Here is a 23084-nt window from a genome sequence, read left to right on the forward strand (position 1 = left end):
AAAAATTTGATAGTTAAAAAATTGGAAAACAAGACGACAGGATTCCTCTTTTTGCTCTTCCCTTTTCAAGTTTTCTCATTAAAAAAAGCTGCCTGAGCAGCCTTTTTTTATTCATCGGATTTTTTAATTCTCCTTCCTTTTTTCTTTTGGGCTTCTAAGGCTGTTTCCAGGTCTGCTTTTTGCATACTTCCGTCGTAATCACAGATATATTTGTCAATGAGGATACGACCGCAATATTCGCAGACGATGATCTTTTTACGGGAACGAATATCCAATTGCCGCTGGGGAGGAATGTTGTTGAAACAACCTCCGCAGGCATCCCTGTCAACTGTTACGACAGCCAGGCCGTTGCGAGCATTGGAGCGGATCCGTTTGTAAGCCGTCAGCAGACGTTCTTCTATATTTTCAGATAGCTGTTCCGATTTTTTGATCAGGTCCTCCTCGTCTTTATGAGTTTCAGCAATGATGTCATCCAATTCTGCCTTTTTTGCTTCCAGGTCCGCTTTCTTTTCTTCGTATTGCTGGGTAGAAATTTCCAGTGCTTCTTCTTTTTCTGATTTCGTTTTTAAAGCTTCCCGGATTCTTTTCTGTTGTAATTCGATTTCCAGCTTCTGGAATTCAATTTCTTTACTTAAAGCATCGTATTCCCGGTTGTTCCGGACATTATCCAACTGTTCACTATATTTTTTTATCAGTTCCTCTGATTTAGAGATTTCCAGTTTTTTTTGACTGACACTTTTTTCTGATTCGTTAATTTCTGTCTTCAGATTTTCGAGGCGGGTTTCCAATCCGGCAAGCTCGTCTTCCAGATCCTGTACTTCCAAAGGAAGTTCCCCCCTTAATGTACGGATTTTATCAATTTCTGTATCGATACGTTGTAATTCGTACAGGTGCTGCAATTTTTCCTCAATTGTTAATTCTTGCAGTTTTTCGTTGTTGTTTGCCATATATTATAAATAATTTATCGGATTTGTATTGATCTTAGAAAACTGGACTGCAAATTTAGATATTTTTTTTGTAACTAACTCATAAAAAATTTCTTTTGTATATTGTTCACTTTCATAATGCCCGATATCAGCTAAAATGATACGGTTTTCTGTGGTAAAAAAGTCATGGTATTTAAAATCCCCTGAGATATAAATGTCAGCTCCTGCCTGTAACGCCTTTGAGGCAAGAAATGCTCCGGACCCTCCGCACAAGGCGACTCTTTTTACTTCAGGCTTGCAGATTGGACTGTGCCGGATAAGGCCGCAATGAAAAATACTTTTTACTCTTTGCAGAAATTCATGTGTATTTACAGCTTGTTCCAGTTCCCCGATTATTCCAAAACCGGTTACCGGATTTTTATTTTCCAGAGGGAGGATGTTGCATACCGGTTCTTCATACGGATGGACTTCATTCAATATACGGATACAAGAGGAAAGCAGGTGTTCCGGAACCGTTATTTCCGTTTTGATTTCCGATTCTGTGTGTAGTTCTCCTTTTTCCCCACAGAAAGGATGCGTATTTTCGCCGGGTAAAAAAGTGCCTGCTCCCTGTATGTTGAAAGAGCAGTGACTGTAATTGCCGATTGCTCCGGCTCCTGCCTCCAGTAAAGCCATTCTCACTTTTTCAGCTTCTGCGACAGGCGTATAGAAACAAAAACTGTACAGTTTTTCTGCAGGTTGAAGGACCTCCCGCTCTGTCAGTTCCAGTTTGTCTGCCATTTTACCGCTCACTCCGTTCATAACGGCATCCATATTCGTATGAGCAGCGTAAATGTTAATGTCGTTTTTAATTGCCCGGATAAAACAACGCTTGATCCAATTATCAGGAACCATATTTTTCAGCGCCTTGATACTGAGAGGATGATGGCTGATGATCAGATTGTGATTGCCGGCGATGGCCTCTTCCAGGACGGCCTCGGTGACATCGGTACAAAGTAATACCGAAGATACTTCGTTTTCGGGATGTCCGCAAATGAGCCCCGCATTGTCGTAATCTTCCTGAAGACTCAGAGGGGCATATTCTTCAATGATTGAAGTCAGATCTTTTACTTGCATAAGAAACGATTCGTAGAGAACAACTGATAAAGATACAAAATATAAGGTACTTAATCCTTTGCCGAAAGTTGCTCTTTGATTTGAATTAATTCTTCTTTAATGGCTTTCAGGCGTTTGACTACTTCAAAATTGGCTTCTGTTTCGGCTTTGCTTTCACTGAGTTTCATCTGCGCTCCTTTGAGGGTCATCCCTTTTTCCTTGACCAGATAATAGATAAGGTGGAAATTATCAATATCCATCCGGGTAAATTGCCGGTTTCCCTTTTTGTTTTTGTGTGGTTTTATGATATCGAATTCCTTTTCCCAAAAGCGGATTAGAGAAGTGTTTACGTTGAACATTTTTGCTACTTCTCCGATAGAGTAATATACCTTTAATATTGATTTCTCTGAATCCATCTGAAAAAATTATCTTTTTAAATAATTGAAATTCCCGGGGATTAGTCCATTGTCTGTCCCGTGTTGTTTGCCTTGGCTACGAGTTCTTCGTATTCATCGGGAGTCAGGTCGTTGAAGTAGTAGTTTATCGGATCTACAGGCCGGTCGTTCTTTCTTACTTCATAGTGAACGTGAGGTCCGAAAGACATGCCGGTATTTCCCATATAAGCAATAATATCTCCTCTCTTTACTTTTTGACCTACTTTTACGTTGTATTTGCTCAAATGTCCGTAAAGCGTTTTATAGCTGAAGCCGTGATCTATAATGATACATTTTCCATATCCCCTTTGTACTTCGACAGCTATGACTTTTCCGTCTCCCGTAGCATGAATCGGAGTCCCCATAGCTCCGGAAAAATCCATACCGGCATGCAGTTTTACTGTTTTATAAAAAGGATGCATGCGGTAACCGAAAGCCGAAGAGACGTGATTCCGCGGATCTTTTAAAGAAATCGGAATAATGGCCGGAATAGAAGCCATCATTTTCAGTTTATCTTTTGCTAAAGTTTCTACTTCGTCGTAAGATTTACTTTGAATGTATAACGCTTTCGATAATTCATCGAGTTTTTTACTGGTACTGATGATGAGATCAGCATCTTTTAAATCTTTTAAATGCTCGTATTTGTTTACTCCTCCTGAACCGGCTCTGCGGATAGAGGCGTCGATCGGCTCCGTTTCAAAAATAACCCGGTAAATATTATCGTCTCTGGATTCCAGGTTTTTTAGTATGCCGTCCAGCTTTTCTACTTCTTTGCTTAAAAGTCGGTATTGGGCCAGGATTTCTTCGTTTTCCCGTTTTAATGCTTTTTCTTTAGGGGAGTCGACAAATGCAGCAAAAATAAAAAAGATGATGACAGCTAAAGAGAGAGTTGAGAATAACTTTTGGGTCAGCACCCATAATTTTTTACGCCATGTAGTCTCTATTTTATCGTACGACAGTGTTTCGGGGTTAAATCGATATCCTGTTTTTCGCATTCGCTTTAAAAATTAATGATTTCCGATGCAAAGTTAAAGAAATAAACTAATTTTGCAACCTTGTTGGGAAGGCATTGTGCTGAAAATAAAGTATATTTAAAAAATATAAACACAAAATATATAATAAAGATGAAATCTGCAGAAATCAGACAGAAGTTTCTCGATTTTTTTAGAAGTAAATCGCATACCATTGTACCTTCGGCTCCAATGGTGATAAAAGACGACCCTACTTTGATGTTTACCAATGCAGGGATGAATCAGTTTAAAGATATCATATTAGGGAATGTAAATGCCAAATACAAACGGGTTGCCGATTCTCAAAAATGTCTGAGGGTATCGGGAAAGCACAACGATTTGGAAGAGGTCGGGCACGATACTTATCATCATACGATGTTCGAAATGCTGGGGAACTGGTCTTTCGGGGATTATTTTAAGGAAGAAGCCATTGCGTATGCCTGGGAATTTCTTACGGAAGTGATGCACCTGGAAAAGGACCGGTTGTATGCTACTGTTTTTGAGGGAGATAAAGAGGATGGTCTGGAAGCAGATGAGGATGCCCGTAGATTTTGGTTGCGTTATTTGCCGGAAGAACGCGTTTTATATGGGAATAAAAAAGATAATTTCTGGGAAATGGGAGATATGGGGCCTTGTGGGCCTTGTTCGGAGTTGCATATTGATTTACGGCCGGAAGAAGAACGCAAATTAAAACCGGGGCGGGAATTGGTCAATAAAGATAATCCTTTGGTAATTGAGATCTGGAATCTGGTATTTATGCAATTCAACCGGAAAGCGGACGGAAGTTTGGAAAATTTGCCCCATACTAACGTAGATACGGGTATGGGATTCGAACGTCTGTGTATGGCAGTACAGGGTAAAACTTCCAATTACGATACAGATGTGTTTAGTCCGATTATCGGTAAGATTGCAGAATTGAGTGGTATAAAGTACGGAGAGAAAGAAGATACGGATGTAGCCATGCGGGTTGTAGCCGACCATTTGCGGACCATTGCTTTTTCCATTACAGACGGACAGTTGCCTTCCAATGTCAAGGCGGGCTATGTCATTCGCCGTATTTTACGGAGGGCAGTCCGGTATGCTTATACTTATCTGGATCAGAAAGACGCTTTTATGTATCGTTTGGTGCCCGTATTGATAGAGGGGATGGGAAAACATTATCCGGAATTATGCGCCCAGCAGGAATTGATTGAAAAGGTAATCCGGGAAGAAGAAAATGCTTTCCTGAGAACACTGGATAAGGGGATTAAACTTTTGGACCGTATTATCGACACCACAAAGTCGGAGGATTTCCTGACCGTTCCGGGTAATATTGCTTTCGAATTGTATGATACATATGGTTTCCCGCTGGATTTGACAGAATTGATTCTGAGGGAACACGGTTTGGTGGTAAACCGCCGGGAATTTAAGGCAGAACTGGAAGCTCAGAAAGCCCGTTCCCGTTCAGCAGCTACTGTAAATACGGATGACTGGATCGAATTGCTGAACGATGATGAACAGGAATTCGTAGGGTACGATTACATTGAGATGGAAGTCAAAATCGCCCGTTACCGGAAGGTAATGAGCAAGGGGAAACAGCTTTTTCACATGGTGTTCAATATCACGCCTTTTTATGGAGAAGGGGGAGGACAGATAGGAGATACAGGTTGGTTGTCCGGAGGAGAAGAAAGGATCCGGATTATAGATACCAAAAAAGAAAATGGATTGACAATTCATGTAAGCGAACAATTGCCTTCTGATTTGACGCGGAGTTTTGTCGCTACAGTGGATGCTCACAGGAGGGAATTGATAGCAAACAATCATACGGCCACCCATTTGTTGGATCATGCTTTGAGAGAAGTGTTGGGAAATCATGTGGAGCAAAAAGGATCCTATGTGGGAGAGGAACGCCTGCGGTTTGACTTTTCTCACTTCCAGAAAGTGACCGATGAAGAACTCCATAAAGTAGCAGCTATTGTCAATCGCCTGATCCGGCAAAATCTTATATTGGAAGAATTTCGGGCTATCCCCATGACAGAGGCACAAAAAATGGGAGCCATCGCTATTTTTGGAGAAAAATACGGGGATTTGGTCCGGGTGATAAAATATGGGGATTCTATTGAGCTTTGCGGAGGTACTCATGTGCGGGCTACCGGTCAGATCGGTTTTTTTAAGATTCTGAATGAGAGTTCTGTGTCGGCAGGAGTGAGGAGAATCGAAGCCATTACTGCGGACAAGGCCGAAGAGTATATTGTCAATAGTTTCAGTTTGGTCGCAGAAATTGAAAAGATGTTTAAATCCAACCGGAATGTCATAGAGAATATTACTTCTTTGTTACAGGAAAATGAAGGATTGAAAAAAGATTTGGAGAAATTTGAAGGCGAAAGCCTGAGAATCATGAAAGAAGGGGTGAAAAATGAAATTGCAGTGGAAAAAGGAATAAATATGATCTACAAAGTTATGTCTTTGCCACAACCCCGGGTAAAAGATCTGGCCTTTCAGTTGAAAGGAGAATTTGAAAAAATCATTTTAGTGGTAGGAGGAGTGACGAATGGCAAACCCCATTTAACGGTAATGATAAGCGACTCTCTGGTAAAAGAAGTGGGTTTGCATGCCGGACAAATTGTCAAAGAAGCTGCTCAGGAAATTAAAGGCGGCGGAGGCGGCCAGCCCTTTTTTGCCACAGCAGGCGGTTCCGAGCCCGCAGGAATTGAGAGAGCTGTAGCGAAGGCTGAGAAATTGATTAAATTTAAACTGGGGATAAATGAGGTGGTGTAAATCTTTAATTGTTTAAACGTTTAAAACGTTTAAGGATGTAAAGGGTTTCAGCAGGAGGAAGAATAATTTGACAGAGGGATAATCCCTGTTTCAATAAGGAATGGATAAAACGGGAATTTTGGAGGGTTTCCTTCAGCAGTACAAAAACTTATTTACCGGATGGGAAATAGTCCGAATACTTAGACATTCACAGGTTTATACATTTGGACGTTTAAACATTTAAACAATTGAACAATTGAGCTTTTTGAACATTTAAACCGAGATCGGAATAATTGTATAATATTTTTTATTGAAAGTAGTTTTTTTGATATTTTTTCATACATTTGCTTTGCCAAAAGGTGACTAATTTAAATTTTTTTAAGTATAAATTTTTGAACAATTATGAAAAGGACATTTAGAACAATTGCAACTTTATCGTTGGCGAGCCTTGTCATTGCATCTTGTTCTCCATTGAATAAAATGAAGAAGAGAGCAGGGGAAATGGGGTATAAAGTAACTCCGGAGGTTCTGGAAGAAAAAGGGGAAATGGTTGATGTGAAGATCGACGTCACTATTCCTGCTAAATTTTTCAATAAAAATGTGACAGTTGTAGCTACTCCCGTATTGAAATACCAGGGTGGAGAAAAAGCTTTTGAACCGACTACTCTTCAAGGGGAAAATGTTCAGGGAAATAATATAGTGGTGCCTTATGAAACGGGTAAGACGATTACCTATACAGGTCAGGTACCTTTTGATGATGCGATGAGGATTTCAGATCTGGTTGTAGAAATCAAAGCTTCTAAGGGAGCTAAGGCTGTCAATTTTGAAGGGACTAAAATAGCTGATGGTATTATTGCTACGGCTACTTTAGTGAATAATAATCCTGCTCTTGCTTTGGGAAATGACAATTTCCAACGGATTACTCCGGAACAAAACGAAGCTGCGATTTATTATCTGATCAATTCTTCACAGATTCGGAATAATCAGGTGAAATCGGAAGAAATCAAAGCAATGGAACAATTCCTGAAAGATGCAAAGGCAGATGAAAATGTAAATTTGAAAAACATTGAAATTCAGTCGTATGCTTCTCCGGACGGAACGTATGATTGGAATGAAAAATTAGCAAACAAACGGGAAGGATCTTCTGATAATTTCTTGAAAAAGAATATGAAGAAGAACAAGATGGAAGAATATAAAGATTTGGATTTCTTCAAAAAATATGTTGTAGCAGAAGACTGGGAAGGATTCAAAAAGGCAATGGAAGCTTCTAGTATCCGGGATAAAGAACTGATTCTCCGGGTATTGGCTATGCATTCCGATCCGGAAGTAAGAGAAAGAGAAATTAAGAATATTGCCTCTGCTTATTCTACAATTGCAGATCAGATTTTACCGAAATTGAGACGTTCAAAATTTGTGGTAAATGCTGAACGTGTAGGTAAATCTGACGAAGAAATCAGAAGTTTAGCAAAATCCGATCCTTCCGCATTGAATGTAGAAGAGTTATTATATGCCGCAACTTTATTTGATAATAACGCAGATAAACTGGCCGTTTATCAGTCTGCTATGTCTTTGTATCCGAATGACTGGAGAGGTTTCAATGATGCCGGTATGACTTTATTTGAAATGGGTAAAGTGGCAGAAGCAAAAACGGACTTCCAGAAAGCCGATGCTTTGTCAGCTAATAATAAAGTAGTAAAAAATAATCTGGGTGCCGTTGAGTTGAAGAATGGAAATGTAAATGATGCTGAGGTTTTGTTCGGAGCTGCTACCGGCGTTGGAAATGAAGTAAACTATAATAAAGGTATTGTAGCTATTAAGAAAGGTAACTATAAGGCTGCTGTGGATTATTTCGGGAATTGCAATTGTGTAAACGCTGCTTTAGCTAATATACTGAACGGTAATAATAACGAGGCTTTGAAGAAATTGAATGAAGGAAAAGACAATTCTGCTTTGGCTTCTTATTTGAAAGCCGTTATCGGTGCCAGAAATAATGATGCTACTATGGTATTTACTAATCTGAAAGAGGCATGCGGTAAAGACGTTGCTATGAAAGATTTGGCAAAGACCGATGCAGAATTTGCCAAATATTTTGACAATAGCGAGTTCAAAACCATTGTACAGTAATTCGTTCAGAGAATATTAAAAAGATAATCCTCACTTGGCTTATCTTTTTATGCCCCCCTTCCGGACATGACCGAAAGGGGGGTAACATTTTACCACTGTTTGCCTGAAAAAGCCAAAAAGACTCTTTACCCGGATCAGGCAGATGAATTTTCTAATGCTTCAGAACTAAAAACATGGAATCAGAGAATCTTTCCTGCATCATTTTCAACAGTCATGATGATTTCGAGACCGGAACCTGTATCACTGCAGAATTTACCGAGGAGGGCCTGCTGCTGAGACAGGACGATTGGAATTATAATTCCCCCGAAAGGGAAAAGCATCGTGGCGTTCTGTTTGACAGGGATGCTACATGGATATTGGCACGGAAGTTGGGCTGCCGTCTTATTGAAGTGCCCAGGGAATTGGCCAGACGGTTCGGAAGTGAGGATGAGTTTTCGGATGTCGGAAAATATGCCTTTTATAATATTCTCGACTATGCCAGGTGTCACGGTATCGTATATAAAAAAGAATGATCATTTTAAAGGGACGGCCTTTTATTATGTTTTTTTTAACATGAAATACTTCTCTCTTTTTTTATATTTGTTCATATAAAAACGGGGAAAATTGATGAAATATTTATTTGGGATAGTTATTATCTTGCTATTGTCCTTTTCATGTGGCCGCAAAGATTTTGTTTATGTGAACGGTAGAATAGAAAACGGTGATTCTATTGTAACCGTATGGGTGGAAGATAGTATTTACACTTTTCCTTTAGATGAAAATGGTTTCTTTGCCGGAAAAATCAGTTTGAAAAAAAGTGCATTTGCTTCTTTCGGATCCAATATCTGGGATATTTACCTCAGACCGGGAGAGGACTTGACAGTCAATATGAATTTATTAAATATTTCCGGTTCTCTTAATTTTAGCGGGAGTTTAGGGGGAATTAATAATTACCTGAAAGAACAGGAAATGGCCGTTTATTTTGACAAGAACTATTATGCCCTGGATGAAAAAGCATTTGTGGATAAGTTAAAAGCTTTGATTGATGAAAAAACAGAATTGCTGAAGGCGAAGAATTTTGACAGTGATTTTACAGAATTGGAAATGCAAAGAATCCGTTATTCCGTAGGGGAACGGTTATTGGTGTATCCGATTTACAAACAACAGTACTCAGCTGATTATAAGCCTGGAAAAATTTTTAAAGCGTATCTGTCTACTTTTTCTCTCGATCATCATCAGTTATTTGTGACCAAAGATTACAGAAAATTTTTGCTGGACTATACCTATTCGCAGGGAGGAAATAATTATTCCACAGATCAAAATTACACCAGTGGGCTGGCTGAATATATTATGGCTAATTTTGAGCGTCCGGATATCCGCAATTTCTTGTTAAAAGAAACAGTTGACCGGTATATCTGGGAAAATAATGGTATAGAAGGGGCAGAGCATTTATTGGAAATCTTTCGTCAGGAATGTACGGATTCTGTGAACCGGAAATATATTGAAGAAGTGGTCGGCCATTTTGAGAATTTATTGCCTGGTAAACCGGCTCCTGATTTTGAAGTGATAAGTCCCCGGAAAAGGAAAATACGGCTTTCCGACTTCAGAGGATCTTATTTGTATATCAGTGTATGGGCAAGCTGGTGTCAGCCTTGTAAAAATGAGTTGCCTTATATCAGTTTGTTGCAGGGGGAATACAAGGGAAAAAATATAAAATTTTTATCCGTATCCATTGATGAAGAATCCCGCAGAAAAGAATGGATTAAACTTCTCGAAAAAAATCATTATGGTGGAATTCAGGCGATTGTGGGAAATGAAAAGGCATTTAATGAAGAGTATATGATCATCAGCGTACCCCGTTTTATCCTGATCGGGCCTGACGGAAATATCATAGATTCAAGTGCTCCCCGTCCTTCCGGAGAAATCAGGACGCTTTTGAATAAATTTATTTGATAATTTTTTAGCTTTTACTTTTTATTTTTTTAAAACTTTTATATATTTGTCTGAAAATTCTCTTAAAAAAGAAAATTTGTAGTATAAAAGCAAGAATTAATGAAAAGCTTTGGGTTACTGATTGCGTTCTTTATGTTTTTTTTGAATGCTTGTAACTCAAATGAAGTAAGGATTGTAGGAGAAGTAGGAGAAGAAAAGGGGGATACCGTTGCTTTATATGGTTTGTCTGTAGAAAGTGGTGATACAATCTTATTGGCTGTGCAAGGTATAGAAAAGGGAAGGGTAGATCTGAGAACAGATAAGTTGCAGTTGCCGGCTAAAGTAGGATTGGAAATAGGAGGAGAGAAGATTTTTTTTATCATAGCACCGGAAGAGACCGTCCGGATAGAATGGAAAACGGAGGATAGCTGTAAAATCTGTGTGAGAGGGGGGGCTTTGGAAAGGGAGTTCGAGGCAATATACGAAGTATTGAATGAAAAATATGAGGTACCGGCACAGAAATTACAAACAATGATTCAAGTTTTGGAACAAAGACAAGAAAAGACTGAATCAGAGAAAAAAGAGCTTGAAATTTTATATCGGAATTTAGAGCGGTGCAAACGATACCGGAAAGAGTATATAAAAAGGACGATAGAAGCAAATCCTGAACACGAATTATCTTTGTTTCTACTGTGGGATGAATTGAGGGATGAAGTTGAATTACAAGACAATTTGTTTAAGGAAATGAAAATAATGAATAAAAAGAGCAATATTTATAGGTTATTGGCCCAAAAATTGCTGTAGATATAAACCACGTGAGTGGTTTTGTTTTCCCGTTTTTATTACTTAGTTGTTTTTAGGGGTACCTGCCCGGGTACCCCGTTTTTGTGGTTTGAATTTTGGTCAAATAATATTACTTTTACAAAATCAAGCGAAAGCTGGCGGCAGAATAAGCTTTAAATTTATCCTTTTCTGTATTCAGGTGTTGAAACATGATAAAAAAGTTAATTATCCGGATATTGCTGATTTTCATGATAACGGCTTTTTCTGCTGTTGTAGTGGTACAATGGATATGGATAAAATATGCTATACGGGAGCGGCAATATAAGTTTTCGTCCAGGGTGTATGATGTATTAAACCGGGTCGTAAACCGGGTGGAAGAGATTAATTATATGAAATACCTGTTAGAGGTACAGCAACAACTGGGGGAAATACAGAATTATAATGAGATGATTTCCTCTTCAGGAGTGAAAAATAACTGGCCTTCGACCTACCTGTTCGATTTTTTGGATAATAATGTAAACCGTTTTAAAGAAGACCGTTCTTTTTTGTCGGAACATTGGAAAGCCTTACCGCAATCGGGGGCCAGGAAAATGAGCAGTCAGGAACTTATTGTACAAGCCATAAAATCGACAGGATTTACCCCGGGAGATTCCGTTTCTTCTGTTAATTTTTACGCTTTGCTCAATGAAAAACTGAAGGAATTTATGATTCGCCTGGTTAAAGAAAAGGATCCTCAAAATGTCTCTATACAGAAAAGATTGGCTAGTATTGATCTCCAGAGTTTAATGAATGGTTATTTCCGGGGATATAATATTCGTTTGCCTTTTACCTATGAGATACTGACTAAAAAAGATATTTTAAATAAGGTCCGGAATAAGGACTTACAGAATTTTTATTATGTTGATTTATTCCCTTATGATTATGTGAAGAAAGATTATTATCTGGGAGTAAGTTTTGCATCTGTACAGCCGGTTATTCTGGAGAATATGAGTTGGCTGTTTTTAGCTTCCGGTTTTTGTATTTTTGGTTTATTATTTGTATTTATCGTTACGATTTGGATTATTGTGCGGCAACAGAAATTATCCGTGATAAAAAATGATTTCATCAATAATATGACGCATGAGTTTAAAACTCCTATTGCCACAATATCTTTAGCTACATCGGCAATCACGAAAGAAAAGGTATTCAATGACAAAAAACAATTACTGCATTTTAATGCCATGATTAAAAGTGAGAACGAGCGGATGAACAAATATGTGGAACGGATTCTGGAACAGGCAAAAATGGACCGGCATGAATTGCATTTGTGTAAGGAAGAAACGGATATGAATAAGTTAATTCAGGAAGCTGTGGGGCATTTTATGCTGCAGGTACAGAATGCCGGGGGAAAACTGGAGTGCCGTTTGGAAGTAGCGCATTTTATGCTGTATGTGGATCAGGTACACATGCAGAACGTCATTTCGAATCTCCTGGATAATGCTGTCAAATATTCTTTAGGTGCTCCTGAAATAGAGGTTTATACCCGGAAAGAAGGAGAGCATCTGATTATCGGGGTAAGCGATAAAGGAATCGGTATTTCAAAGGAAGCTCAGCGAAAGGTTTTTAAACGTTTTTACCGGGTACCGAATGGAAATTTACACAATGTAAAAGGCTTCGGATTGGGCCTGAGTTATGTGAAGTCAATTGTGGAGTTGCACAACGGGCAGGTGCGGTTAAACTCTAAAAAAGGAAAAGGTACTCTGGTGGAAATTGTTTTTGGGATAGAATAGATATAATCGTAACAGGCTTGAAAAAGTATAAATTAAAAATTCAAATATAAATTAGGTATGACACAAAAAATATTATTGGTAGAAGATGATCCTTGTTTTGGTTCTGTTTTACAATCTTACCTTCAGTTGTCCGATTATGAAGTCACTTTATGTGTAAACGGAAATGAAGGATTAAATGCTTTTCGGAAAGAAAAATTCGATATCTGCCTTTTAGATGTGATGATGCCGGAAATGGATGGTTTTACACTGGGAAAGAAAATCCGGGAAATAGATTCTTCCGTACCTTTTGTCTATATTACGGCTAAGAGCCTGAAAGAAGATATGAAATTAGGTTATGAAATCGGAGCTGACGATTATATCGTGAAACCATTTGATTCCGAATTATTAATTTTAAAGATTAAAGCGATACTGAGCCGTTGCGAACACGACGGAAATGAAGGAAAATCGAAACTAATCCGTATCGGCGAGTACGAATTTAATACAGAATTGCGTACAATTTCGAAAGGGAAAGAAGTGATAAAACTGACTCCCAAGGAAGCCCATCTGTTGATTTTGTTGTACGAACATCAGGACGGCCTGCTGATGCGGGATAAAGCTTTGAATGAAATATGGGGAGCGAATGATTATTTTACAGCCCGTAGCATGGATGTTTATATCACGAAATTGCGTAAATATTTCAAAGATGATTCCAATATCCGGATCGAAAATATACATGGGTCCGGATTTCGTTTAGTCATAAAATCATAGAAAGAGCCGGCTAGGATAAAAAAAGAATCGTATTGCCGCCTGCTAAAGGTACAATTGACGCTTCGCTGATCGGAGAAGAGAAAGTTGCTGATTTTTAATCAGGCCTGTATTTCAATCAGAGAAGCGTCAATTGGCTTCCGGAGAACTTGAATGCCTCATTTAAGAACAAACTGTCCGTCTGGTAAACCCGTTTATTGGACTTCAATTTGTTGTGTAAGGCTATGGGAAACAAATTCGGGGGCGTATACCGACTGAATGGTGGCTATGCCATCCTGATAAACTCCTGCCTGATTTACCCATACCGGATATTCAAATACATAGGTTCCTTTGGGTAAGTAACGGATAAAGAAATTAGTTACCCCGTCTTTTATTTCTTGATAATAAAACGTTCCGTATTTCCATTGATTACCTGAAATTTGTTGAACCGGTTCGAAACAGGCTGCACGGGAATCTTTTAGATGTATATATTCCATATCCCGGTCTACGCTAATCGTGAGGCGCACGACAATTTTATCCCCGATATTCACAGAGGATTGGAAAGGAATTAATTGAACTCCGGACTCAGCCGTTTTCTCGATAAAAAGTTTTTTCTCTATGTTTAAAGTATTTTTCTTCTTTTTCTGCACCTGTTTGAGCTGAGCGAAATATTGTAAATAAAGGCCACCCCAGCTTGGGACATCCTGTTCTTTTGTAATCGTTAACCGGGACAAATCCGGTGTAATTGCCGATGCGGGATAAACGGTTTTTATATAACCCAACATCTGGTCTGCTTTATTCATATCTATTTTTTGTTTTCCTAAAGCTACAGTTAATTGTTCTTTTATATCCAATTGTGTTGTGCCGGTCAGAAGTAAGGCATAAATAGCATTGACCGTACTGGGTGTATTGCCCCAATTTTGTGTTTGTTTCTGGCGCAGTAACCATTGTTTCATTAAATTTGTCTGAGCCGTATTCCCTTCTATTTCATGAAAGGCTTCCATAATGGCCGTATGAACCTGTATGGCAGAATTCATATAATAACTGGAGGAATGATTGTTAGCCCAAAACATACCTAAATCTGCATTTGTGGTCGCATATTCCTGTAAAGAATTCAAAATTTTCCGGGCTGTTTCTGTCTTCCCGTAACGGAATAAAGTTGTTGCCGTTAAGGCTTTTTCGTAAAGAGAGAGCTGTTTCCATTCCTTTTCAACTAATCCCGTGAAATATTTATGGGCTTCCAAAGCATCTCCTAAGGGAATATCCCGGTAAAAACTGCGGGTATAGAGGTAGAGGATTTGGGAATATGTTATTTTTTTATTTTTCTTTTTATAGTCTTTGATAATTTCGTTGTCCAGATAATGCAGGGCTTTAATTTGCATTGTTTTTTCATTTTCTCTCCATTCAATCTGTCCCGTTAAACTGGCAACGGCTAACATATTCAATACGTTACAAGTTATAAAACGGTCCGAAGGCATACCTTTAAACCAGCTCCATCCCCCCTCTGTTTCCTGCAGCACTATTATTTTCTGTAAGGCTGTTTGTTGGAGTTGATTCAAACGGTTCAAATCGAAAAGCCGGGAAAGGGATTGAATCCGCTCTGTCTCATTTTGTGCGTCTAACGCCCAGGGGGAGTTTTCCAGAAGAATGGATTTGAGTTCCGGATTTTTTTCCAGCTGCGAAAGAGAAGTCGTTGTGTTCCCGGCTGCTGTTTTTAAAGAATTGATGGCAGCCAGAATGCGCGGATTCGCTTTAGCGATGTAACTTCCGACTGTATTTACATAAAAAGCGGCGGCAATATTGGTGATATTTTCTGTCTGGGGTTGTTGGAGACTAGGAAGTGCTAGTACGGCATACCAAATGGGATTTGCCGTCACTTCCAGTGTAAGCCGGTAATCTTCTCTGGTAGGGGATTCGGCTTCCATATAAAAAGTATGTGTCCCTTTCTCATTCATAAAGAAGGGAAGGGATTCCGTCAGCATGACTTTATCCGGAACTACGGCAATCAAGTGTTGTTCCCCATCACTAAAACCGGGGGTTGAAGCTATGATGCGGCAACCCATCACAGATATTTGCTGAGGGACAATAAAGCCTTGTGCAACTGTAGTGTTTTGTCCCGGACCGGCAGAAAACCCGCTCGTTTGTTTCAACCATACCTGGTTGGTAAAAGGATCAAAAAGCTCTAATATAACTTCTCCCGCCTGAAGGGTTTCGCTTTTGTTGCTAATCCTTGTCTTTATTATTGTACTATCTCCGCTTCTGAAATAACGGGGCAGGTTAGGCATAACCATTAATTTCTTGGAAGTAGTGATTTCTTTTTCTATCCATCCGTGACGTAAAGAATGTGTATGGGCCAGTGCCATAAACTTCCAGCGGGTGGTTGCATCCGGCATGGTAAATTGAAGCCGGACAATGCCACTGTCATTGCTGACGAGATGGGGATAGAAAAAAACAGTTTCCTGAAAATTTTCCCGAAGGACCATATTTGTATGGAGAGTTGTATTTGCAGTTTGCGGACCTTGGGTGTCCCGTGCATATTTTTTAGCGATAAAACTTTCATCTGCGCTGGAGGGCACGGCAAATTCTGCTTCTTCTAACCTACCGGAAAGATTTCGGACTTCAGGATAGCCGTATTGTTGTTTGTATAAATTCAATTCATCAAACCGGAAAGGTGGGACGGTCTTATAAGAGGCCGGAAAAGAAAAGAACATCTCGGGTGTGGAGGAATACATATCTGTTCTCCAAAGGGGATAACTGATACGCCATCCGGGGAAAGGATTAAAATACCAGTTATTTTCCCGAAATTGGTCCAGGGATTGATCGTACATGACAGCCAGTACTTCTGCCGTTACGGGACGTCCGCGGTAGTCCCGGATAACGAATTCCCAGTTTTCTTTTTGCCCGGGTTGCAGCCGGTCCCGGAAAACTTTTGTTTGTATGGTCAATTCTTTGTTTTCTTGTGATTTATGAATTTCTATCTGATTGTTAAAGAATTTCCCGTCTTTTACAAAAGAGAGCATAAGGCAAAGGGTATTCCCGTATTTTTCGGAATAAGGGATACTGAATCGTTTCACCTGATTGGAAAGTTGAAGATGCTCCCGTTTTAAAAGCCGGTAACCGTCATATAACTCATATAATACATATACATTTTCGGCTGAACTTCCGAATAATATTTCTGCATTTTCTCCGGGTTTACAATCTGTTTTTTCTTGAATCAGCCAGTTGTAGGTTTGTATCGGAGGTTGTTTATCCTGGGGAGAATAAAGGTAAAAGATGGTTTTTTGTTCACTATTTTTCCCTTTTACAATTACCATATAAGCTCCCGATGCCCATCCTTTTAAATTTAATTGTAAGGAGTCGGCAGAGGTGAGGATCTGGCCTTCTGTTATCTTTTTTTCGATCTTAACACTGTCCGGCTGATAAGTTTGTGCCGGTGAATGTAAAGGCATTAATTTGTAAAATGTGTAGTTTACATTTTCAAAAACTTCATAATCCGAAGAATTGCGTGCCTGAATGGATAAAGTCTGGGGAATTTCTTTATTGACATATTCCGGGAAGCGGATTTCTATTGAATAAGGAGAAATGCTCATCGGGATATTGACCGACGTCTCCTGCGTTTCCCCTTTGGAGTCTGTAGCTGAAAGGAGTATTTCGTAATAATAACTTTGCGGGAAAGCGGGATGGGGCGTTGCGGGCACTTTTGTCGGCACTTTTATTTGGAATGTTCCGTTTATATCCGTATTTAACTGTCCTTTTACAGGAGATTGTTCGGGTGCTTGCCAGCGGTAAACCTGTTTTAAGCAGATTTGATAGTTTAGTTTTGTATCTTCCAAGGTGATGCCTGAATAGGTTTTTATAGAACCGTTTATTTCGAGGGTATCTCCAAAAGCATACGGTTTTTTTAAAGGATCGACCAGAATTTCTATTTCAGGTCGCTTGTACTCGGCAACTTCAATTTGAGTTTGTCCGTTTGTGGTGGTGAGGAGGTAAGTACCATTGAGGCTTTCTTCCGGTATGACAAAGCTCCCGCTGAAAGAGCCCCATTCATTGGTTTTTACCGTTAATTCCTTCCGGTTTTGTCTGTTGGAGAGATTGTAAAACTGGATGTTGTATGTTTTTCCCATATTGAGTACGGCGGTATCTTGGGAAGAAGTCCAGGCTATGCCGCTGAACAATACTGTTTGTCCCGGACGATAAATCTTGCGGTCTGTAAAAAAAGTTACATTTTGAACTTCCGGATTTCTTTTATTAAAGAAATAGGGGTTATAATAGTAAGAGTGAATATAATTATTGGGGTTTTGTTCATTTGTCACCTCGTAATAAAATTGTTTGTATTTTTTATTATTATAAACGAGTTTTAAAGTGGCCATCCCATATTTATCTGTTTTCAATTGAGTAAGAGAAGTCAGATGGGCTAAAGGCGGATATTGCTTTTCTGTTGCCTGATAAATGCGAATGGTCGCGTTCGGGATAGGTTGCCCGCTTTGTTTGTCCCGGATCATAAACCGGACCCGGTGGTCGTTTTCAATTTGAGTAACGGTGAAAAGATCATTGACGATAAACATCATTTGATTTGTTTTCTTTCCATTCGCTTCCGTTGTGATTTCATACATTCCGCTTTTCAGAGCCGGTAGAGAAAAAGACGTGTCGTGTTCAATCAGCTGGGAAGATAATGCGTACGTTTTTGTATAAATATCCCGGGTGTTAAAAGGAGTTTTACTGTTTTTTTTCTGTTCATAGTTCTGAGTCGACTCCAAAATTTGTGAAATATGGAGTTTTATTTGAGTAATGTTTTTATATTCAGCTTTTAAGGGAAAGGAAACGTCCGGATAAATAGTTTCGGGAAGCGAAATACGCAGTTCCGGGGTTTCAATTTGTTTTTTCAGATTTTTCAATAAACCTATTCTTTCATAATCAGGATATTCTTTTATACCTTTTTCGCAATAACAGAGAGCTTTTTTTATATCACTGAGGGTAGGCCCGGGGTAAGGCCTTTTCCAATAATAAAATTGAGCTTCTTCATAAAGCACTTCTACACTATAAGGAATACCGGAGAAATCTTTTTCCAGTTCTTGCAAACGGGAAAGGTAAAGGGAGTCGTTTGGCAGAATTTCTTGTCCATACATTAAACGGTCCAGATCCGCTATTAAAAAGGCCGGACGATTCGGAACAGATAATCTGAATTTCAATAAATTTTGGTAAATCTCAATAATATGGGAAGCAATATCGTAGGGTTTTGCCTTCCAAGGCATAGAGATAAATTGGGACGCTGTTGATAAAATATCCGGATTAGAGACAGATTGCTGGGGGAAAAAGCGGTTAATTGGAAAGGACTCGCAACTCCGGAGTTGTTGAATACTCCTGTAACATAAAAAATCGTATAAGGTAGGCCGCAATAATGGAGAGTCCGGACCGGTTTTCAAAATTAAGTTATACGTGCTGACGGGTATTTTTTCCAGATCGGTTCGGGGTTCCAATGCTAATAATGCATGATTGAAGATTTTTTCAATGAAGAGATTACCGCTCCATTCTTTTATGTCTTCGGGTACAAAATTGGTTAAGGGAGTACGTTGATTGATTTGATATGCATGCTGGCTATAATAGCCCTGGTAATATTCCGCTAATATACTGTGTAAAATGCTTTTCTCTGCCGGATTTTTTAAATTTATTATCAGTTCTTCTATTTGCTGAAAGAAAGGAACAATGGATTCCGGATCGATTAGAGAGTTACAGTAAACTTTAATGGTGAGTGCTTGTATCAGTTTCGGCCCATTATTTTCTTGTAAAGCCTCATTATACATTTTTTCCGCTTTGGCTAAAGCCGTTTTAGGTTTTTCATCGCATAGTTTTTTCCAGTCGGTTTGAGAAAAACCTGAATACGAAATACATAATAAAATGCAGAGGAATACTGTTTTCATGATATTTATGCTTTGTCGTTTATGTTGTTTACAGTTGTCTTTAACTTGTCTTTACGGACCTTGTATTTTAAAGATAGTGTAAAAACAATAATTCCATAAAAATAAAGAAATATTTTAAGAATATTTTTTCCGGATATAAATAATAACGGAATTTTAAGGGGAGAAAAGATTTAAGCGTTCTGATGTTTAAAAAGTATAATTGTTCAAATGTTCAAGTGTCTGAAGAGAACAGAAAAAGACAGGGTTTAGGCTGTTGGGGATAAAGCGTTGTTTGTTATTGAAATATTCTGCCCGGATTCTGTTTAAAGCAGTATTGAATTTTGTTGAATCCGGGCAGAATTAAAAATTAAAAGTTTATTTATTCCCGCCGAAATCTCCGGCCTGTAAAAATTCGGTTGCTGTATCGATATCTTTATACATGACGCGGTCTTCTGCATTAAAAGGGACTGCGGTTCTGAATTCTCTCAGAAAATCTTCCAGGTAAGGGGAAGTCTGAGTCGGACGTTGCAAGTCAATGGCTTGGGCTGCGTTTAAAAGTTCAATGGCTAAGATCCGTTCTACATTTTCGGAAACTTTTATTGTTTTAGTGGCAGCATTTCCTCCCATGCTGACATGATCTTCCTGTTCGTTGGAAGAAGGTATGGAATCGACACTGCAGGGAGTACACAATTGTTTGTTTTTGCTGACGATAGCGGCAGCGGCGTACTGAGGGATCATAAATCCGGAATTTAATCCCGGATTAGCGACGAGAAATTCGGGTAAATTGCCCCGGTCTCCGGAGATTAACCGGTAAGTACGTCTTTCAGATATGCTTCCCAATTCTGCTAAAGCGATACTTAAAAAATCTAATATTAAAGCCAGAGGTTCACCGTGAAAGTTCCCGCCGGAGATAATCATATCCTCTTCTGTAAAAATTGTCGGATTGTCGGTAACAGAATTGATTTCCCGTTCGACAACGGAAGCTACATACATTACCGTATCTTTACAAGCTCCATGTACCTGGGGCATACAGCGGAAAGAGTAGGGATCTTGTACCCGTACTTTTTCCTTTTTCTGAAATTCGGACCCTTCCAGTAAGGTGCGGATATTGCGGGCCGTTTCTATCTGTCCCGGATGAGGACGGGCTGCTTGTATCTGAGGTAAAAACGGATCAATACGTCCGTCGTATGCATCTAAGGAAATGGCTCCGATAATATCTGCGTATTTTACAATTTTGAAAGCTTTCAGCAGTGCATAGACAGCGTGAGCACTCATAAACTGGGTTCCGTTTAATAAAGCCAATCCTTCTTTTGCACCTAAAGCAATGGGTTCCCAGCCTAATTCAGCGTTTACGTCTTTGGCTTCCCGGATTTTGTCTTTATAATATACATTTCCTTCATTGATCAGGGGAAGAAAAAGATTAGCCAATGGTGCCAGGTCGCCGGAAGCCCCTAAAGAACCCAATTCCCGTACGACAGGGATAACATCGTGATTATACATATCTATAATTCGTTCCACTGTCGCCAATTGTACACCGGATTTTCCCAGCGATAACGCATGCGCTTTTAAGAGAAGCATCAGGCGAATGATATCTTTCGCTATCGGCTCTCCTATACTGCAAGCATGCGACATCACCAAATTGGCTTGTAATTGACTTAAATCTTCCGTGGAAATACTGATTTTGCAAAGAGAGCCAAAACCCGTTGTGATTCCGTAAAGCGGCTTTTCTGAAGTTGCAATTTTATGGTCCAGGTAGGCCTTACAGTCACAGATTAATTTTTTGCTTTCTTCCGAAAGAGCTAATTTATACCCTTTACGTAAAATATTATCGATTATTTCAAACGTTAGCGGTGCTGGGGAAATATAATGTTTCATGATGATGGAATTAGAATAAAATTAAATGTATAGGTGTTTCCGGAACATACCGGATTCAGATTGCTGCGTATATAAACAGAAATCAAGGACATCGGGTATCAAACCCATGACTTTTTAAAGGCCGGTGTTCTTTTTTATATATCAGCATAAGATTGTCCCGTTAGCTATAAATCGTTTATTTTTTTAATTCCGCTGCTAATTCGTTCAACTTAATATTTTTTTGTTCCCCGCTCAGCATGTTTTTCAAAGAGACAATCCCGGAATTGATCTCATTTTCTCCAATCAGGGCGACGAAAGGAATTCCTTTCTTATCAGCATAAGCCATTTGTTTTTTCATTTTAGCTACGTCCGGATACAGCTCGGCATTGATACCTCGGTGGCGCAATTCTTGCAGGTAAGGTAAACAGAACCGTTCTTCCCGGGGACCGAAATTTACAAATAGAATCTGTGTGGTGGTGTTGGAATCCGACGGAAATAAGTTCAGTTGATTCATAACATCGTAAATACGGTCTGCTCCGAACGAAATACCTACTCCTGATACATTTTTCAGGCCAAAAATACCTGTCAGGTCATCATAGCGTCCTCCTCCTGTGATGCTGCCGATTGCTGCATCCAGGGCTTTTACTTCAAAAATTGCTCCGGTATAGTAGCTCAACCCCCGGGCAAGGGTAAGATCAAGCTGAATATCGATAGAAATTTTTAAAGTTTTCAAATATTGGAAAACCTGACTGAGTTCCTCTACTCCCTTTAAGCCGGTTGCACTTTGAGCGAGAACCTCCTGTAATTGTATTAATTTTTCTTCATTGCTCCCTTTCAGGTCTAAAATGGGTTGCAGTTTGGAAATTCCTTCTTCGGAAACCCCTCTTTCATGTAATTCCTGATGGACAGCTTCCCGGCCGATTTTCTCCATTTTGTCGATTGCCACCGTAATATCAGTTAATTTTTCAGGATAACCAATAATTTCTGCAATCCCCGCTAATATTTTCCGGTTGTTAATCAGTAAACGGACATTGATTTTTAATCTTTGGTAAACTTCATTTACAATTTGAATCAATTCTACTTCATTAAGCAGTGAATCGCTTCCGATAACGTCGACATCACATTGATAAAACTCGCGGTAACGGCCTTTTTGTGGACGGTCGGCCCTCCAAACGGGTTGTATTTGATAACGTTTAAACGGAAAACTGATTTCGGATTGATGCTGAACAACAAAACGGGCAAAGGGAACAGTTAAATCGTAACGAAGTCCTTTCTCTGAAATTTTGTTAGTCAGTTTAGAAATATTCTTCTCCTGTAATTCCGTACCGGAAACGTCGGAAAGGAAGTTACCGGAATTGAGGATCTTAAATAGTAATTTATCTCCCTCGTCTCCGTATTTTCCCAAGAGAGTGGTGAGATTTTCCATCGCCGGCGTTTCCAGAGGCATATAACCGTATAGCCGGAAAACATTTTTGATTGTATCAAATATATAATTTCTTTTCACCATAATTTCCGGTGAATAATCTCTTGTTCCTTTGGGAATGGAAGGTATTTGTGCCATTTATTTCCAGATTTAATTGACTATTTGTGAAAATTGCGGGCTGAAAATTCTGATAGCACGCAATACTGAGCGGACAAATATACGAAAAGTAAGAATAATTTACCAGCATCTTTTTTAAAAGAAATGAGAAGGTTCACTTCTTATAGGAAGTCGATAAACGGGAGGAAGAAGAATTTTCTTGTTGAGAATTTCTATATTTATTATGTTTATTATCAATCTCTTAAAATAATCAGTATTTTATTTATCAAAAAAAATCGGAAA

Annotated in this window: 14 protein-coding genes; 7 read left to right on the forward strand and 7 right to left on the reverse strand. The window is 39.1% G+C overall.

The annotated features are described in order from the left end of the window. Positions 1 to 107: 107 nt before the first annotated feature. Genes Q0465_RS07960 through Q0465_RS07975 form a run of 4 tightly spaced genes read right to left on the reverse strand, consistent with a single transcriptional unit; the run spans position 108 to position 3450 of the window. Positions 108 to 947, reverse strand: a complete 840-nt coding sequence (locus tag Q0465_RS07960) for a C4-type zinc ribbon domain-containing protein (RefSeq protein ID WP_298614821.1) — start codon at positions 945 to 947, stop codon at positions 108 to 110. A gap of 3 nt (positions 948 to 950) precedes the next feature. Continuing rightward, the gene (locus Q0465_RS07965; protein WP_298614823.1) at positions 951 to 2042 is read right to left on the reverse strand and encodes a Nif3-like dinuclear metal center hexameric protein; all 1092 of its coding nucleotides are present in this window, start codon (positions 2040 to 2042) and stop codon (positions 951 to 953) included. A 50-nt stretch (positions 2043 to 2092) separates the two neighbouring features. After that, positions 2093 to 2437 (reverse strand): MerR family transcriptional regulator, encoded by a 345-nt coding sequence (locus tag Q0465_RS07970; RefSeq protein WP_298614825.1) that lies wholly within the window; start codon positions 2435 to 2437, stop codon positions 2093 to 2095. A gap of 41 nt (positions 2438 to 2478) precedes the next feature. After that, positions 2479 to 3450 (reverse strand): M23 family metallopeptidase, encoded by a 972-nt coding sequence (locus Q0465_RS07975; protein WP_298614827.1) that lies wholly within the window; start codon positions 3448 to 3450, stop codon positions 2479 to 2481. Positions 3451 to 3579: 129 nt separating this feature from the next. Between Q0465_RS07975 and alaS the strand changes: the two genes are divergently transcribed. From alaS to Q0465_RS08010, 7 genes are all read left to right on the forward strand, one after another. Then, positions 3580 to 6222, forward strand: a complete 2643-nt coding sequence (alaS, locus tag Q0465_RS07980; RefSeq protein WP_298614829.1) for an alanine--tRNA ligase — start codon at positions 3580 to 3582, stop codon at positions 6220 to 6222. A gap of 381 nt (positions 6223 to 6603) precedes the next feature. After that, positions 6604 to 8325, forward strand: coding sequence for a hypothetical protein (locus tag Q0465_RS07985; protein WP_298614830.1), 1722 nt, complete (start codon positions 6604 to 6606; stop codon positions 8323 to 8325). Positions 8326 to 8498: 173 nt separating this feature from the next. Then, complete coding sequence (locus Q0465_RS07990) at positions 8499 to 8837, forward strand: hypothetical protein (RefSeq protein WP_298614832.1); 339 nt, start codon at positions 8499 to 8501, stop codon at positions 8835 to 8837. A gap of 94 nt (positions 8838 to 8931) precedes the next feature. After that, complete coding sequence (locus tag Q0465_RS07995; protein WP_298614833.1) at positions 8932 to 10257, forward strand: TlpA disulfide reductase family protein; 1326 nt, start codon at positions 8932 to 8934, stop codon at positions 10255 to 10257. Positions 10258 to 10356: 99 nt separating this feature from the next. Further along, on the forward strand, positions 10357 to 11040 hold the full coding sequence (locus Q0465_RS08000) for a hypothetical protein (protein WP_298614836.1): 684 nt from the start codon (positions 10357 to 10359) through the stop codon (positions 11038 to 11040). A gap of 188 nt (positions 11041 to 11228) precedes the next feature. Next, a complete protein-coding gene (locus tag Q0465_RS08005; RefSeq protein WP_298614839.1) occupies positions 11229 to 12788 on the forward strand; it encodes a sensor histidine kinase KdpD in 1560 nt (519 codons plus the stop codon). A gap of 57 nt (positions 12789 to 12845) precedes the next feature. Next, on the forward strand, positions 12846 to 13535 hold the full coding sequence (locus Q0465_RS08010; protein WP_298614841.1) for a response regulator transcription factor: 690 nt from the start codon (positions 12846 to 12848) through the stop codon (positions 13533 to 13535). A 191-nt stretch (positions 13536 to 13726) separates the two neighbouring features. On the opposite strand, the gene Q0465_RS08015 is transcribed toward Q0465_RS08010, so the two are convergent. From Q0465_RS08015 to hisS, 3 genes are all read right to left on the reverse strand, one after another. Beyond that, positions 13727 to 19429, reverse strand: a complete 5703-nt coding sequence (locus Q0465_RS08015) for an alpha-2-macroglobulin family protein (RefSeq protein ID WP_298614844.1) — start codon at positions 19427 to 19429, stop codon at positions 13727 to 13729. A gap of 354 nt (positions 19430 to 19783) precedes the next feature. Next, positions 19784 to 21283 (reverse strand): histidine ammonia-lyase, encoded by a 1500-nt coding sequence (gene hutH / locus Q0465_RS08020; protein ID WP_298614847.1) that lies wholly within the window; start codon positions 21281 to 21283, stop codon positions 19784 to 19786. Positions 21284 to 21458: 175 nt separating this feature from the next. Continuing rightward, complete coding sequence (gene hisS, locus Q0465_RS08025) at positions 21459 to 22823, reverse strand: histidine--tRNA ligase (RefSeq protein WP_298614850.1); 1365 nt, start codon at positions 22821 to 22823, stop codon at positions 21459 to 21461. Between the last annotated feature and the right edge of the window lie 261 nt (positions 22824 to 23084).

Source organism: uncultured Odoribacter sp. (genome assembly GCF_937966165.1).
Classification (GTDB): Bacteria; Bacteroidota; Bacteroidia; order Bacteroidales; family Marinifilaceae; genus Culturomica.